Origin of the sequence: Nocardiopsis synnemataformans (assembly GCF_965343085.1) — a bacterium.
Lineage (GTDB): Bacteria > Actinomycetota > Actinomycetes > Streptosporangiales > Streptosporangiaceae > Nocardiopsis > Nocardiopsis alborubida.
On record NZ_CBDRFA010000029.1, the window covers coordinates 54,732 to 68,335 of the forward strand.

Annotated in this window: 13 protein-coding genes; all 13 read right to left on the reverse strand. The window is 71.3% G+C overall.

The genetic code is table 11. From position 1 onward, the window contains the following. Nucleotides 1–9: 9 nt before the first annotated feature. Complete coding sequence (gene nuoK, locus ACSIH6_RS18140; protein WP_013156051.1) at nt 10–309, reverse strand: NADH-quinone oxidoreductase subunit NuoK; 300 nt, start codon at nt 307–309, stop codon at nt 10–12. Beyond that, nucleotides 297–1,346: an NADH-quinone oxidoreductase subunit J gene (locus tag ACSIH6_RS18145; protein ID WP_435109490.1), complete on the reverse strand. Its 1,050-nt coding sequence runs from the start codon at nt 1,344–1,346 to the stop codon at nt 297–299. The genes nuoK and ACSIH6_RS18145 overlap by 13 nt, the downstream gene beginning before the upstream one ends. After that, nucleotides 1,343–1,900, reverse strand: coding sequence for an NADH-quinone oxidoreductase subunit NuoI (gene nuoI / locus ACSIH6_RS18150; RefSeq protein WP_013156049.1), 558 nt, complete (start codon nt 1,898–1,900; stop codon nt 1,343–1,345). The genes ACSIH6_RS18145 and nuoI overlap by 4 nt, the downstream gene beginning before the upstream one ends. Next, on the reverse strand, nt 1,893–3,266 hold the full coding sequence (gene nuoH / locus ACSIH6_RS18155; RefSeq protein WP_435109491.1) for an NADH-quinone oxidoreductase subunit NuoH: 1,374 nt from the start codon (nt 3,264–3,266) through the stop codon (nt 1,893–1,895). The genes nuoI and nuoH overlap by 8 nt, the downstream gene beginning before the upstream one ends. Beyond that, nucleotides 3,263–5,755: an NADH-quinone oxidoreductase subunit G gene (locus tag ACSIH6_RS18160; protein ID WP_435109492.1), complete on the reverse strand. Its 2,493-nt coding sequence runs from the start codon at nt 5,753–5,755 to the stop codon at nt 3,263–3,265. Before ACSIH6_RS18160 ends, nuoH begins: the two co-directional genes overlap by 4 nt. Continuing rightward, nucleotides 5,752–7,071 (reverse strand): NADH-quinone oxidoreductase subunit NuoF, encoded by a 1,320-nt coding sequence (gene nuoF / locus ACSIH6_RS18165; RefSeq protein ID WP_435109493.1) that lies wholly within the window; start codon nt 7,069–7,071, stop codon nt 5,752–5,754. Before nuoF ends, ACSIH6_RS18160 begins: the two co-directional genes overlap by 4 nt. Then, nucleotides 7,068–7,820, reverse strand: coding sequence for an NADH-quinone oxidoreductase subunit NuoE (gene nuoE, locus ACSIH6_RS18170; RefSeq protein ID WP_435109494.1), 753 nt, complete (start codon nt 7,818–7,820; stop codon nt 7,068–7,070). The genes nuoF and nuoE overlap by 4 nt, the downstream gene beginning before the upstream one ends. Next, complete coding sequence (locus ACSIH6_RS18175) at nt 7,817–9,112, reverse strand: NADH-quinone oxidoreductase subunit D (protein WP_435109495.1); 1,296 nt, start codon at nt 9,110–9,112, stop codon at nt 7,817–7,819. The genes nuoE and ACSIH6_RS18175 overlap by 4 nt, the downstream gene beginning before the upstream one ends. Nucleotides 9,113–9,155: 43 nt before the next feature. Further along, the gene (locus ACSIH6_RS18180; protein ID WP_435109496.1) at nt 9,156–9,896 is read right to left on the reverse strand and encodes an NADH-quinone oxidoreductase subunit C; all 741 of its coding nucleotides are present in this window, start codon (nt 9,894–9,896) and stop codon (nt 9,156–9,158) included. 1 nt (nt 9,897) lies between these two features. Continuing rightward, nucleotides 9,898–10,443, reverse strand: coding sequence for a NuoB/complex I 20 kDa subunit family protein (locus ACSIH6_RS18185; protein WP_017562992.1), 546 nt, complete (start codon nt 10,441–10,443; stop codon nt 9,898–9,900). A 55-nt stretch (nt 10,444–10,498) separates the two neighbouring features. After that, nucleotides 10,499–10,858, reverse strand: a complete 360-nt coding sequence (locus ACSIH6_RS18190) for an NADH-quinone oxidoreductase subunit A (protein WP_026114451.1) — start codon at nt 10,856–10,858, stop codon at nt 10,499–10,501. Between the two features lie 267 nt (nt 10,859–11,125). Further along, a complete protein-coding gene (locus tag ACSIH6_RS18195; RefSeq protein WP_435109497.1) occupies nt 11,126–12,430 on the reverse strand; it encodes a geranylgeranyl reductase family protein in 1,305 nt (434 codons plus the stop codon). A gap of 437 nt (nt 12,431–12,867) precedes the next feature. Then, the gene (locus ACSIH6_RS18200; RefSeq protein ID WP_435109498.1) at nt 12,868–13,578 is read right to left on the reverse strand and encodes a demethylmenaquinone methyltransferase; all 711 of its coding nucleotides are present in this window, start codon (nt 13,576–13,578) and stop codon (nt 12,868–12,870) included. Between the last annotated feature and the right edge of the window lie 26 nt (nt 13,579–13,604).

Consider the following 13,604-nt stretch of genomic DNA (forward strand, 5'->3'; position numbering starts at 1 on the left):
CGTCGCCTTCTAGTGCTTGAGCAGGTTGGCGTCATCCAACGACGCCGACCTGCGGGTTCGGAAGATCTGCATGATGATCGCGAGGCCCACGACCACCTCCGCGGCGGCGACGACCATCACGAAGAAGGCGATGACCTGCCCCTCGATGTCCCCGTGCATCCGGGCGAACGCGACGAACGCCAGGTTGCAGGCGTTGAGCATCAGCTCCACGCACATGAAGACGATGATCGCGTTGCGCCGGACCAGGACGCCGACGGCGCCGATGGTGAACAGCAGCGCCGCGAGGACGATGTAGTTCATCGGGTCCACGAGGACTCGACCTCCTGTCCGTTGCCGTTGCCGTTGCGCGGTCCGTCCGCGTCGTCGGGACCGCCGGAGCCCCCGGCCTCGCCGGGGCCGTCGCCCTCGTCGGCGTCGCCCTCGACCCGCGTGCCGGTCTCCACCTGGCCCCCGGGCGCCTCCGCGGCGGGCCGGGCCCGGTCGTCGGCGGCCGGCTCGGCCGTCTTGGAACCGGCCGAGGCCGAGGCCCCGCCGGGCAGCGCCGCCTGGCCGGTGCGCACGGTCTCGGGCACCCTGGACTGGTACTCGGGGTCGCGCGCGGTCAGGACGGGGTTGAGCGAGAGCTGGGAGACCGAGCCGTCCGGCAGCAGCGCGGGCATGTCGATCGCGTTGTGCCGGGCGTAGGTGCCCGGTCCCGGCAGCGGTGTCGGGTGGTCGCCGCGGATGCGGTCCTCGGCGATCTCCCGCTGTGTGCGGCGCTTCCTGGTCCGGGCGGTGTGCGCCAGGACCATCGCGCCCAGGACCGCGGTGATGAGCAGCGCGCCGGTGGCCTCGAAGGCGATCACGTAGCGCAGCAGCAGCTCGCCCGCGATCCACGGGATGGTGCCCCCGGCAGCCGCGGCTCCCTCGGTGAGGCCGACCGGGTCGCCCACGGCGATGCGGGTGATGCCGGTGGCCAGGGCGCCGACGAAGGCCAGGGCGACGACGGCCGTCATGACGCGCTGTCCGCTGATGGTCTCCACCAGGGAGTCGGCCGAGCTGACGCCGATGAGCATCAGCACGAACAGGAACAGCATGAGGACGGCGCCGGTGTAGACGACGATCTGCACGACCATGAGGAAGGGCGCCGCGTTGATGCCGTAGAACACGGCCAGGCCGAGCATGGTCAGCGCCATGGACATCGCCGAGTGCACGGCCTTGCGGGAGAAGACCACGCCCAGGGCGCCGAGGAGGACCACGGCGCCCAGGATCCAGAACGCGGTCGCCTCGCCGCCGCCGATCGGCGCGGCCAGGTACAGCGGCTGGTCGGACGGCGGGGCGGCGGGGACGCTGGTGAGCGGGTTCAACGGACCGCCTCCGGAGTCTCGGGCGCCTCGTGCCCGTCCTGTGAGCCGTGCTGGCCGCGCCCGGTGGCGTAGTAGTCCTGCTCGGTCTCGCCCAGGCGCATGGGGTGAGGCGGCTGCTCCATCCCCTCGCGCAGCGGGGCCAGCAGCTGCTCCTTGGTCCAGATCAGGCTCTGCCTGCTGTCGTCGGCCAGTTCGTACTCGTTGGTCATCGTCAGGGCGCGCGTGGGGCAGGCCTCCACGCACAGCCCGCACAGGATGCACCGCAGGTAGTTGATCTGGTAGACCCGGCCGTAGCGCTCGCCGGGCGAGTACCTGTCGTCGTCGGTGTTGTCACCGGCCTCCACGTAGATGGCGTCGGCCGGACAGGCCCAGGCGCACAGTTCGCACCCGATGCACTTCTCCAGGCCGTCGGCCCACCTGTTCAGCTGGTGCCGTCCGTGGAAGCGCGGCGCCGTGGGGCGCTTGACCTCCGGGTACTCGACGGTCGGCACCTTCTTGAACATCGTGTGGAAGGTGACACCGAAACCCTTGACGGGGTTGAGCCACTCAAGCACCGGTAACCTCCTCACCCTTCTTGTTGCGGTCGGCGGCGGCCGGGGCCGTCCGCGGCGGTTCGGCGAGCATGCTGCTGCCGTAGTGCGGGGCGGCGCTCGGCGGAACCGGGAAGCCGCCGAAGGCGGGGTCCCGGTGCGCCCGTCGGGCGTTCTCGGCGCGCTGGCGGGCCTCCTCGGCGCGCTCGCGGCGCGCGTGGCGCAGCCAGGCGGCGAAGGCGGCCACGGTCGCGGCGGTGAAGGCGGCGACCACCGCGCCGATGACCACCGGGGAGGCGCCGTCCAGGACGAGCATCCGCACGACGGCGACGGCGGTGATCCACACCAGCTGGATCGGGATGAGCACCTTCCAGCCCAGCTTCATGAGCTGGTCGTAGCGCACCCGGGGCAGGCTGCCGCGCGCCCAGATGAACAGGAACATCACGCAGGCGAACTTGAGCAGCCACCACAGGGCGGGCCACCAGCCCTCGTTGGCGCCCGGCAGGAACGCCGTGATCCCGGGCGGGGCGAGCCAGCCGCCGAGGAAGAGCGTGACGGACACGGCGGCGACCGTGCACATGTTCACGTACTCCGCGAGGAAGAACATCGTGAACTTCATGGACCCGTACTCGGTCATGAAGCCGCCGACGATCTCGCCCTCGCCCTCGGCCAGGTCGAAGGGCAGCCGGTTGGTCTCGCCGACCATCGTCACCAGGTAGATGAGGAAGGACGGCAGGAGCAGCACGGCGAACCACAGCCCGCGCTGGGACTCGACGATCCCCGAGGTGGTCAGGGTCCCGGACATGATGAAGACCGCGACGAAGGACAGGCCCATCGCGATCTCGTAGCTGATCACCTGCGCGGAGGCGCGCAGGCCGCCGAGCAGGGCGTAGGGCGACTGGGAGGCCCAGCCGCCGAGCACGAACCCGTAGACGCCCAGCGCGGCGGTGGCCAGGACCACCAGGGCCGCGACGGGCAGGTCGGTGAGCTGGAGCGGGGTGATGACCCCGAACAGGTTCACCTCGGGTCCGATCGGGATGACCGAGAAGGCGATGAAGGCGGGCACGGCCGCGATCACCGGCGCGGCGATGTAGACGAACCGGTCCACCCCGCGCGGGATCAGGTCCTCCTTGAGGGAGAGCTTGATGCCGTCGAAGAGCGACTGGAGCAGGCCGAAGGGGCCCATCCGGTTGGGTCCGTGGCGCTGCTGCATCCGGCCCATGACCTTGCGGTCGGCCATGATCATCATCAGCACGCAGAGCATGAGGAAGACGAAGATCGCCAGCGCCTTGATGGTGGTGATCCACCAGGGGTCGCCGCCGAAGGCGCTCAGTGCCTCCTCGGAGGCCAGGTGGGCGGTCACCCGCGGATCGAGAGCGGCGGGGGTCACTGCTGCCTCCCGTTGGTGCTGGCGGACCCGTTGCTGGCGGTCCCGTTGGTGGTGGGCGCGGCCAGCAGGACGGTCTGCCCCGCGCCGCCTCCCAGGTCGCGGGGCACGTCGCACCCGTCGGCGTTGGCCGGGAGCCAGACGACCCGGTCGGCGATGTCGGTGACGATGACCGGCACGGAGACCGAGCCGCGGGCACCGGTGACGTGGAGCGTCCCGCCGTCGGGGACGCCGACCTCGTCGGCCGTGGCCTGGGACAGGTAGGCGCGCGCCTGCCGGGCGGTCCCGGCGAGGTAGGGCTCGCCGTCCTCCATGCGGCCGGTGCCGAGCAGCTGGCGCCAGGTGGACAGCAGGGCCTGGCCGGGCTCGGGCCGCACGACCTCGGCGGGCCGCACCCGCGGCCCGTCCGCGCGCTCGCCGGTCCACAGGCCCAGCTCCATCAGCTCGCCGTAGGCGGACGCGGCGTCGGGCAGGCCCAGGTGCACGTCCATCTGGTCGGCGATCGCGGAGAGCACCCGCAGGTCGGACAGCGCGCCGGGCACCCTGAGCGCGTCGCCGAAGGGCCGGTGGCGGCCCTCCCAGTTGACGAAGGTGCCGGACTTCTCGGCGACGGCGGCCACCGGCAGCACCACGTCGGCGCGGTCGGTGACGTCGCTGGCGCGCAGTTCGAGGCTGACGACGAACGGCACCCGGGCCAGGGCCGCGCGGGCGGCGTCGGGGTCGGGCAGGTCGTCCAGCTCCACCCCGGCGATCACCAGGGCGTCCAGCTCCCCGGCGGCGGCCGCCGCCAGGATGGCGGCGGTGTCGCGTCCGGGGGCCTCGGGCAGGGAGCCCGTGTTCCAGACCCGGGCGACCTCGGCGCGGGCGGAGGGGTCGGTGACCGGTCGGCCTCCGGGCAGCAGGCCCGGCAGCGCTCCGGCGTCGACGGCCCCGCGCTCCCCGGCGCGGCGCGGCACCCACACCAGGCGGGCGCCGGTCCGCTCGGCCAGGGCCGCGGCGGCGGTCAGGGCGCCGGGCACGGCGGCCAGGCGCTCGCCCGCCAGGATGACCGCGCCCTCCTCGTTCAGGGCGGCCACGACGCCGGGGTCGTCGGTGTCCAGGGCGTTGAGGACGCGGGCCTCGTCTCCGGGCACGGCCCTGACCAGGGTCCCCCGGGTCTTGGTCAGGCCCAGGCTGGCGTGGGAGCCGACCGAGTAGACCTTGAGGCCGCGCTTGCGCACGCCCTTGCGCAGCCGCAGGAAGACCAGGGGCGACTCGTCCTCGGGCTCGAACCCGGCCAGCAGGACCGCGGGCGCCTTCTCCAGGGCGGTGAAGTCCACGCCGACCGGGGTCCCGGCCACGTGGGCGGCCAGGAAGTCGGCCTCCTCGGGCGAGTGCGCGCGGGCCCGTGCGTCCACGTCGTTGGTGCGCAGGGCCACGCGGGCGAACTTGGCGTAGGCGTAGGCGTCCTCGTAGGTGAGGCGGCCCCCGGTCAGGACGCCGACCCGGCCGCGCGCGGCGGCCAGCCCCTGGGCGGCGAGGCCGATGGCCTCGGACCAGGAGGCGAACTCCAGGGCCCGGGACTCCTCGTCGCGCACGAGCGGGCGGGACAGGCGGTCGGACTGGGTGGTGTAGCTGAACGCCCACCGGCCCTTGTCGCAGTTCCACTCCTCGTTGACCTGCGGGTCGTCCCCGGCCAGGCGGCGCATGACCTTGCCGCGCCGGTGGTCGGTGCGCTGGGCGCACCCGTCGGCGCAGTGCTCACACACGCTGGGCGTGGACACCAGGTCGAAGGGGCGCGACCGGAACCGGTAGGCGGAGCCGGTGAGCGCGCCGACCGGGCAGATCTGCACGGTGTTGCCGGAGAAGTAGGACTGGAAGGGCTCGCCCTCGGCGATGCCGACCTGCTCGTCGGCGCCGCGCTCCATCAGCTCGATGAGCGGGTCGCCCGCGACCTGCGCGGCGAAGCGGGTGCAGCGGGCGCACTGCACGCAGCGCTCCCGGTCCAGCAGCACCCCGGTGGACAGCGCGATCGGCTTGGGGAAGGTCCGCTTGACGTCGGTGAAGCGGGTCTCGCCCCGCCCGGTGGACATGGCCTGGTTCTGGAGGGGGCACTCGCCGCCCTTGTCGCAGACCGGGCAGTCCAGCGGGTGGTTGATGAGCAGGAACTCCATGATCCCGCGCTGGGCCTTCTCCGCCACCGGGGAGGTCAGGTGGGTGTTGACCACCATCCCCTCCATGACGGTGATGGTGCAGGAGGCCTGCGGCTTGGGCATGCCGCGCCCGTTGCCCATGTCGGGGATCTCGACCAGGCACTGGCGGCAGGCCCCGACCGGGTCCAGCAGCGGATGGTCGCAGAACCTCGGGATCTGGATGCCCAGGAGTTCGGCGGCCCGGATCAGGAGGGTCCCCTTGGGCACCTGGACCTGGAACCCGTCGATGGTGACGGTGACGAGGTCCTCGGGCGGCGGCGCGGGCGCGGCGCCGCCGGAGGAGTTGGAGGTGACGGTCACTGGTGTCCTCCCGTCGTGGTCGGCCGGTCGCCCCAGAGGGTGGCCCGGGAGTGGTCGAAGGGGCAGCCGCCCCGCTCCACGTGGTCGATGTACTCCTGGCGGAAGTGCTTGATCGAGGAGGTGACTGGGCTGGTCGCGCCGTCGCCGAGGGCGCAGAAGGAGCGGCCGAGCAGGTTGTCGCAGATGTCCAGGAGCTTGTCGAGGTCGGCCTCGGTGCCCTGCCCGTTCTCCAGCCGGTCCAGGACCTGGACCATCCAGAAGTTGCCCTCGCGGCAGGGCGTGCACTTGCCGCAGGACTCGTGGGCGTAGAAGGCGATCCAGCGGCCGACGGCCTTCACCACACAGGTGGTCTCGTCGAAGATCTGGAGGGCGCGGGTGCCGAGCATGGACCCGGCGGCACTCACCGACTCGAAGTCGAGCGGGGTGTCCAGGTGCTCCTCGGTGAAGATCGGCGTGGAGGAGCCGCCGGGCGTCCAGAACTTGAGCTGGTGCCCGGGCCGCATCCCGCCCGACATGTCGAGCAGCTCGCGCAGGGTCACGCCCAGCGGGGCCTCGTACTGGCCGGGGTTGGCCACGTGCCCGGACAGGGAGAAGAAGCCGAACCCGGCGGACTTCTCGGTGCCCATGGACGTGAACCAGTCGGCGCCGTTGGCCACGATGCTCGGCACGCTGGCGATGGACTCGACGTTGTTGACCACGGTCGGCGAGGCGTAGAGACCGGCGACCGCGGGGAAGGGCGGCTTGAGCCGGGGCTGGCCCCGGTAGCCCTCCAGGGAGTCCAGCAGCGCGGTCTCCTCGCCGCAGATGTAGGCGCCCGCCCCGGCGTGGACGACGACGTCGAGGTCGAAGCCGGTACCCAGGACGTCCCTGCCGAGCAGCCCGGCCTCGTAGGCCTCGGCGACGGCCCGGCGCAGGCGCCGGATGACGTGCACGACCTCGCCGCGCACGTAGATGAAGGCCTGGCTGGCCCTGATCGCGTACGCCGCGATCGCCACCCCCTCCACCAGCGCGTGCGGGTTGGCGAGCATGAGCGGGATGTCCTTGCAGGTGCCCGGCTCGGACTCGTCGGCGTTGACGACGAGGTAGCGCGGGTTGGGGTTGTCCGCGGGCAGGAAGCCCCACTTCATCCCCGTGGGGAACCCGGCGCCGCCGCGGCCGCGCAGGCCGGACTTCTTGACCAGGTCCACGATGGCGTCGGGCTCCATGGCCAGCGCCTTGCGCAGCGCGCCGTAGCCGCCGGTGGCCCGGTAGCCCTCCAGGGTGAAGGAGTCGGGGCGGTCCCAGTCGCGCGACAGGATCGGGGTCAGGGTGGTCACTTGGCGTCCTCCTCACCCTGGTCGGAAGGTTTGGGCGGGAGGTTGTCGGGGTCGGGGGCGGTCCAGCCGCGCTCCCGGGCCAGCCTGAGTCCGGCCAGGGAGGGCGCGGCGGCCTGGACGCCCTCGCCCGCGCGGCCGTCGTCGAACCCGGCCAGCACCCGGGAGGCCTGCTTCCAGGTGCACAGGCTGGCGGGACCGCGCGTGGGCGCGACGTCCCTGCCCAGGCGCAGGTCGTCCACGAGCTGTCTGGCCGTGTCGGGGGTCTGGTTGTCGAAGAACTCCCAGTTGACCATCACGACCGGTGCGAAGTCGCAGGCCGCGTTGCACTCGACGTGCTCCAGCGTGACCCTGCCGTCCTCGGTGGTCTCGTTGTTGCCGACCCCCAGGTGGTCCTTGAGGCTCTGGAAGATCTCGTCGCCGCCCATCACCGCGCACAGGGTGTTGGTGCACACGCCCACCTGGTAGTCGCCGCCGGGGCGGCGGCGGTACATGGTGTAGAACGTGGCGACCGCGTTGACCTCGGCGAGGGTGATGCCGAGCTGGTCGGCGCAGAAGCGCATCCCGGCCTTGCTGACGTGCCCCTCCTCGGCCTGCACCAGGTGCAGCAGCGGCAGCAGCGCCGACCGCGGGCGCGGGTAGCGGCCGATGATCTCCTTGGCGTCCGGCTCCAGCCGTGCGGTGACCTCGGCGGGGAACGCCTCGCGCGGCTCGGCCGTCCCCGTTGTCTCTGTGGTCTCGTGCTCGCTCACCGGTCCACTCCTCCCATCACCGGGTCGATACTGGCCACGGCGGCGATGACGTCCGCCACCGTTCCCCCCTCGCACATGGCCGCGACGGCCTGGAGGTGGGTGAACGAGGGGTCGCGGAAGTGCACGCGGTGGGGACGGGTGCTCCCGTCGCTGACCGCGTAGCAGCCGAGTTCGCCCTTGGCGCTCTCGACGGCCGCGTAGACCTGGCCCGCGGGGACCCGGAAGCCCTCGGTGACCAGCTTGAAGTGGTGGATGAGCGCCTCCATGGAGCCGCTCATGATGTGCGCGATGTGGTCGGGCGAGTTGCCCAGGCCGTCGGGCCCCAGCGCCAGCTTGGCGGGCCAGCCGATCTTGGCGTCCTGGATCATCACCGGGCCGGGCTGGAGCTTGTCCAGGCACTGCTCGATGATCTTCAGGCTCTCGTCCATCTCGGCCATGCGCACCCGGTAGCGGGCGTAGACGTCGCCGCCGTCGGAGACCGGGACGTCGAACTCGTAGTCCTCGTAGCCGCAGTAGGGCTTGGCCTTGCGCAGGTCCCAGGCCAGCCCGGAGGCCCGCAGCAGCGGTCCGGTGACGCCGAGCGCCATGCAGCCGGGCAGGTTGAGGTGGGCCACGTCCTGGGTGCGGGCGAGGTAGACGGGGTTCTCGTCCAGGAGCTTGCGCATGACGTTGATGCGCTTGGGCATCTCCTTGAGCAGCTCGCGGACCTTGCCGACCGCGCCGGGCGGCAGGTCCTGGGCCACGCCGCCGGGGCGGACGTAGGCGTGGTTCATCCTCAGGCCGGTGACCAGCTCGAAGATGTCCAGGATCATCTCGCGCTCACGGAAGCCGTTGGTCATGACCGTGGTCGCGCCCAGCTCCATGCCGAAGGTCGCCATCGCCACGAAGTGCGAGGCCATCCGGTTGAGCTCCATCATCATCACGCGGATGACGTTGGCCCGCTCGGGGACGCGGTCCTGGATGCCGAGCAGCTTCTCGACCGCCAGGCAGTACGCCGTCTCGTTGAACAGCGGCGTCAGGTAGTCCATGCGGGTCACGAACGTGGTGCCCTGCGTCCACGTCCGGTACTCCATGTTCTTCTCGATACCGGTGTGCAGGTAGCCGATACCGACGCGCGCCTCGGTGCAGGTCTCGCCGTCGAGGGTGAGGATGAGCCGGAGCACGCCGTGCGTGGAGGGGTGCTGGGGACCCATGTTGACGACGAGGCGTTCGGCGCTGGTGGCCTGCGCCTTCTCGATGACGTCGTCCCAGTCCCCGCCGGAGGCGTCGATGTAGTCCTCGGTGACGGTCATGCCGGGCCTCCCTTCGTGGCGGAGTGCGTGGGGTTGGCGGGGCTCACTTGTAGGACCTCCGCTCGTCCGGCGGGGGCACGGTGGCCCCCCGGTACTCGACCGGGATGCCGCCCAGCGGGTAGTCCTTGCGCTGGGGGTGGCCGTGCCAGTCGTCGGGCATCTGGATGCGGGTCAGCGCCGGGTGGCCGTCGAAGACGATCCCGAAGAAGTCCCAGGCCTCGCGCTCGTGCCAGTCGTTGGTCGGGTAGACCGACACGATCGAGGGCACGTGCGGGTCGGCGTCGGGACAGGTGGTGGCGACACGGATCTCGCTGTTGTGGGTGATCGAGCGGAAGTGGTAGACCGCGTGCAGCTCCCGGCCGGTGTCGTCGGGGAAGTGCACCCCGGCCACGCCCGTGCACAGCTCGTAGCGCAGGGCCGGGTCGTCGCGCAGCAGGCGGGCCAGCCCCGGGAGCGCCTCGCGGCGCACGTGGAAGGTCAGTTCGCCGCGGGCGACCTCGACCCGCTCGACCGCTCCCGCGTCCTCGCCCAGGGCGGCCTCCAGGTCGTCGGCCACCCGGTCGAAGTCGGCGGTGCGCGGGTCCTCCGGGTCGGTGAAGGGGCGCTGGCTGCGCGCGGGAGCGCTCCCCCGCACCCGCAGGCCGCCGAATCCCGAGGTGTCGCCGGTGGTCGTGGCGCCGAACATCCCGGTGCGCCGGATCGGCGCGGCCAGCCGCTCGCGGCCCAGCTTGTCGGGGAGGTTCGCCGCTTCCTCGTCGCGTTCGCGTTCGTTCTCGGTGCTCATGTCAGTCCTTGCTCACCAGCGGCAGCGAACGGCGGAGCATCCGCTCCTCGTTCTCGGTGATCTCCTGCTCCCGGTGGGCGCCGAGCTTGGTGTTCTGCACCTTGTCGTGCAGCTTGAGCACGGCGTCCAGGAGCATCTCCGGCCGCGGCGGGCAGCCGGGCAGGTACATGTCGACGGGGACGATGTGGTCCACGCCCTGGACGATCGCGTAGTTGTTGAACATGCCGCCGCTGGAGGCGCACACGCCCATCGCGATGACCCACTTGGGCTCGGGCATCTGGTCGTAGATCTGGCGCAGGACGGGGGCCATCTTCTGGCTCACGCGCCCGGCGACGATCATCAGGTCGGCCTGGCGCGGGGTGGCGCCGAACTTCTCCATGCCGAACCGGGCCAGGTCGTAGTGCGGGCCGCCGACGGACATCATCTCGATGGCGCAGCAGGCCAGGCCGAACGTGGCGGGCCACATGGAGCTCTTGCGGGCCAGGCCCACGACCTGTTCGACGGTCGTGAGCATGATGCCGCTGGGCAGTTTCTCCTCGAGTCCCATCAGCTGTGGTCCTCCTCCGGGCTGGGCTGCGGGGTGTGCTCTGTGATCGGTGCGGTCAGTCCCATTCGAGGCCTCCGCGGCGCCACTCGTAGGCGTAGGCGATGGAGACGTTCACCAGGAAGAGGACGATCGCGACCAGTCCGAACCAGCCCAGGGCGTCGAAGTGCACGGCCCAGGGGATGAGGAAGATGATCTCGATGTCGAAGACGATGAACATCATGGCCGTCATGTAGTACTTGACGGTGAAGCGGCCGCCGCCCGCGGGCTGGGGCGTGGGCTCGATGCCGCACTCGTAGGCCTGCATCTTGGCGCGGTTGTAGCGCTTGGGCCCCAGGACCGCACCGGCGACCATCGACACCACGACGAACGCGGCGCCGATCCCGCCGAGCACGAAGATCGGTGTGTACAGCTCCACGCTCACCCTCCTCCTGGCTGCTGGGCACGCCCGCGCGGCGTGCCGGGGGCGCTTGTGATTGCTTTCACTTGTGCGGGCTCATCTCCGGTCGTCCCGTGTGTCCTGTTGTGGAGCCGGGCTCGACCGCCCGGTGGGTTGTGTGTCCGGCTGGGCCGGTGCCCCGTGCCCGGGGGTCTCGGTGCCGCGGCGCCCGGCTGGCGGCGCTCGGGCGGCTCCGGCCCTCCCCGGGGCGGGCCCGGTCCGGGCGCGGGCGCCCGGACCGGCCCGTCAGGCCGCGGGGGCGATGCGGGACAGACCGTTGATGACCCTGTCCATGGCGTCTCCCTGCGTGGGCTCGGTGAGGTTGGCCAGCATCTTCAGCGCGAACTTCATGAGGGTGCGCTGGCGCAGGCCGTACCTGGTCGCGTACTTCATGAACTCGGGCTGGCCGATGACCTTCACGAAGTAGCGGCCGAGCGTGTAGTAGCCGCCGTAGGTGTCGGCGAGCACGTCCGGGTAGCGCAGCAGGGCCCGCTCGCGGGTCTGCTGGGTGGGCCTGCCGTGCGCCTGCACGATCACGTCGGCGGCGATGTTCCCGGCCTCCATGGCGTAGGCGATGCCCTCGCCGTTGAAGGGGTTGACCATGCCGCCCGCGTCGCCGACGAGCATGAGGCCGCGGGAGTAGTGCGGCACCCGGTTGAAGCCCATGGGCAGCGCGGCGCCGCGGATGCCGCCCTTCTGGTTCTCCTCGGTGAAGCCCCACTCCTCGGGCATGGAGTCGGTCCAGCGGCGCAGGAGCTTGCGGTAGTCCACGTCCTGGAAGGAGGCGGTGGAGTTGAGGATGCCCAGGCCGACGTTGCTGGTGCCGTCGCCGACGCCGAAGACCCAGCCGTAGCCGGGCAGGAGGACGTCCTTGTCGCCGCTGCGGTCCCACAGCTCCAGCCAGGACTCCAGGTAGTCGTCCTCGTGGCGGGGGCTCTCGAAGTAGGTGCGCACGGCCACGCCCATGGGGCGGTCGTCGCGCTTGCGGATGCCCATGGCCACGGACAGTCGGGAGGAGTTGCCGTCGGCGGCCACGACCAGCGGCGCCCGGAAGGTGACGGGCTCGCGGTCGGCGTCCTTGGCCCGGACCCCGACGATGCGGTTGCTGCGCTCGTCCATGAGGGGGCCGGTGACGGTGGTGCGCTCCAGGAGCTTGGCCCCGGCGGCCACCGCGCGGTTGACCAGGATCTGGTCGAAGTCGTAACGGGTGCGCACGAGGCCGAAACCCGGGTAGGTGGCCAGGTCGGGCCAGGGCAGTTCCAGGCGCACGCCCGCGCCGACGATGCGCAGGCCGTGGTTCCTGATCCACCCCTCGTCCTCGAAGGTGACGCCCATGGCGGTGAGCTGCTTCACCGCCCGGGGGGTGAGGCCGTCGCCGCAGACCTTCTCCCTCGGGAAGGAGGTCTTCTCCAGGAGCAGGACGTCCAGTCCTGCCTGGGCCAGGTAGTAGGCGGTGGTGGAGCCGGAGGGACCTGCGCCGACCACGATCACGTCGGCGTCGTACTCGGTCCGCTCCCGGCCTCGGGGAGAGGAGGTGGCTGTCTCGCTCACGGGTGGGTCCTCGACTGCTCGCGCGGGTGCACCGTGGCGGGCCTGCCTGCGGGATGGACCCGCTCACGGGGGAGTTGTATGGGTGCTGTGGGGAGTCCGTTATGTCCGACATAGAGGCATGTGTCCTATACCTCCCAGACTTGTGAAGCACTTCACAAGCCTCTTTTCGGCAGTCTAGACCCTCCCGGAGTCCGAGGCGAGTCCCAGGGGGGTATTCAGACGGCCTGCTATCAAAGGGGACATAGGCCCCAGAAGGCTTCACAGGCCCCGAACGGCGTCACTCTCCGTCAGAGCCCCAGATCAGCATGGTGAGCACTGCCTCAGGCATCACACGGGTAACACGAAAACCCCGAGGAGCGGGGTGCTCCTCGGGGTTACGGAATCCTTATGCCTGATGTGCTCCAGCCGCGCGCGGGGGCGGGCTCGCGGCGGGGCCGCTACTTGTCGCGGAAACCGCGGTGCAGGGCGACGATCCCCGTCGACAGGTTGCGCCAGGCCACCCGCGACCAGCCCGCGCCCTGGAGGCGGCTCGCCAGCTCGGGCTGCCTGGGCCAGGCCAAGATCGACTCGGACAGGTAGTCGTAGGACTCGCCGCGGCCGGACACCGCGCCCGCGATCTTGGGCAGGGCGCCCATGAGGTAGGTGGCGTAGAGCCGGTCCACGAACTCGACCGGGATGTGGCTGAACTCGCAGATGACCAGCCGCCCGCCGACCTTGGTGACCCGCCGCAGCTCGCGCAGCGCCTGGTCGACGTCGCTGACGTTGCGCAGGCCGAAGGAGATCGTGACCGCGTCGAAGGTCTCGTCGGCGAAGGGCAGGTGCAGGGCGTCGCCCGCCACGAAGGTCACGCCGCCCCGGGAGGCCCCCCCGCGCCGCCGCACGCCGGTGCGGAGCATGCCGAGGGAGAAGTCGCAGGCCACCACGCGGGCGCCCTTCCTGACGAAGGACTCCGAGGAGGTGCCCGTGCCCGCCGCCAGGTCCAGGACGAGTTCGCCGCTGTAGGCGTCGACCGCGTTGACCGCGGCCTTGCGCCAGATGCGGTCCTGGCCCAGCGAGATGACGTCGTTGACGAGGTCGTACCTGTCGGCGATGCCGTCGAACATCGCCGCGACGTCCTGGGGCTTCTTGTCGAGTTTGGCGCGGGTCATGGGCACAAGACTAAGGGTGCGGCCCG

What these genes read in the sequence shown, in the direction of transcription:
- ACSIH6_RS18180 (WP_435109496.1), bottom strand. Translation starts at nt 9,896, where the DNA reads ATGAGCACCGAGAACGAACGCGAACGCGACGAGGAAGCGGCGAACCTC.
- ACSIH6_RS18175 (WP_435109495.1), bottom strand. Translation starts at nt 9,112, where the DNA reads ATGACCGTCACCGAGGACTACATCGACGCCTCCGGCGGGGACTGGGAC.
- ACSIH6_RS18185 (WP_017562992.1), bottom strand. Translation starts at nt 10,443, where the DNA reads ATGGGACTCGAGGAGAAACTGCCCAGCGGCATCATGCTCACGACCGTC.
- ACSIH6_RS18200 (WP_435109498.1), bottom strand. Translation starts at nt 13,578, where the DNA reads ATGACCCGCGCCAAACTCGACAAGAAGCCCCAGGACGTCGCGGCGATG.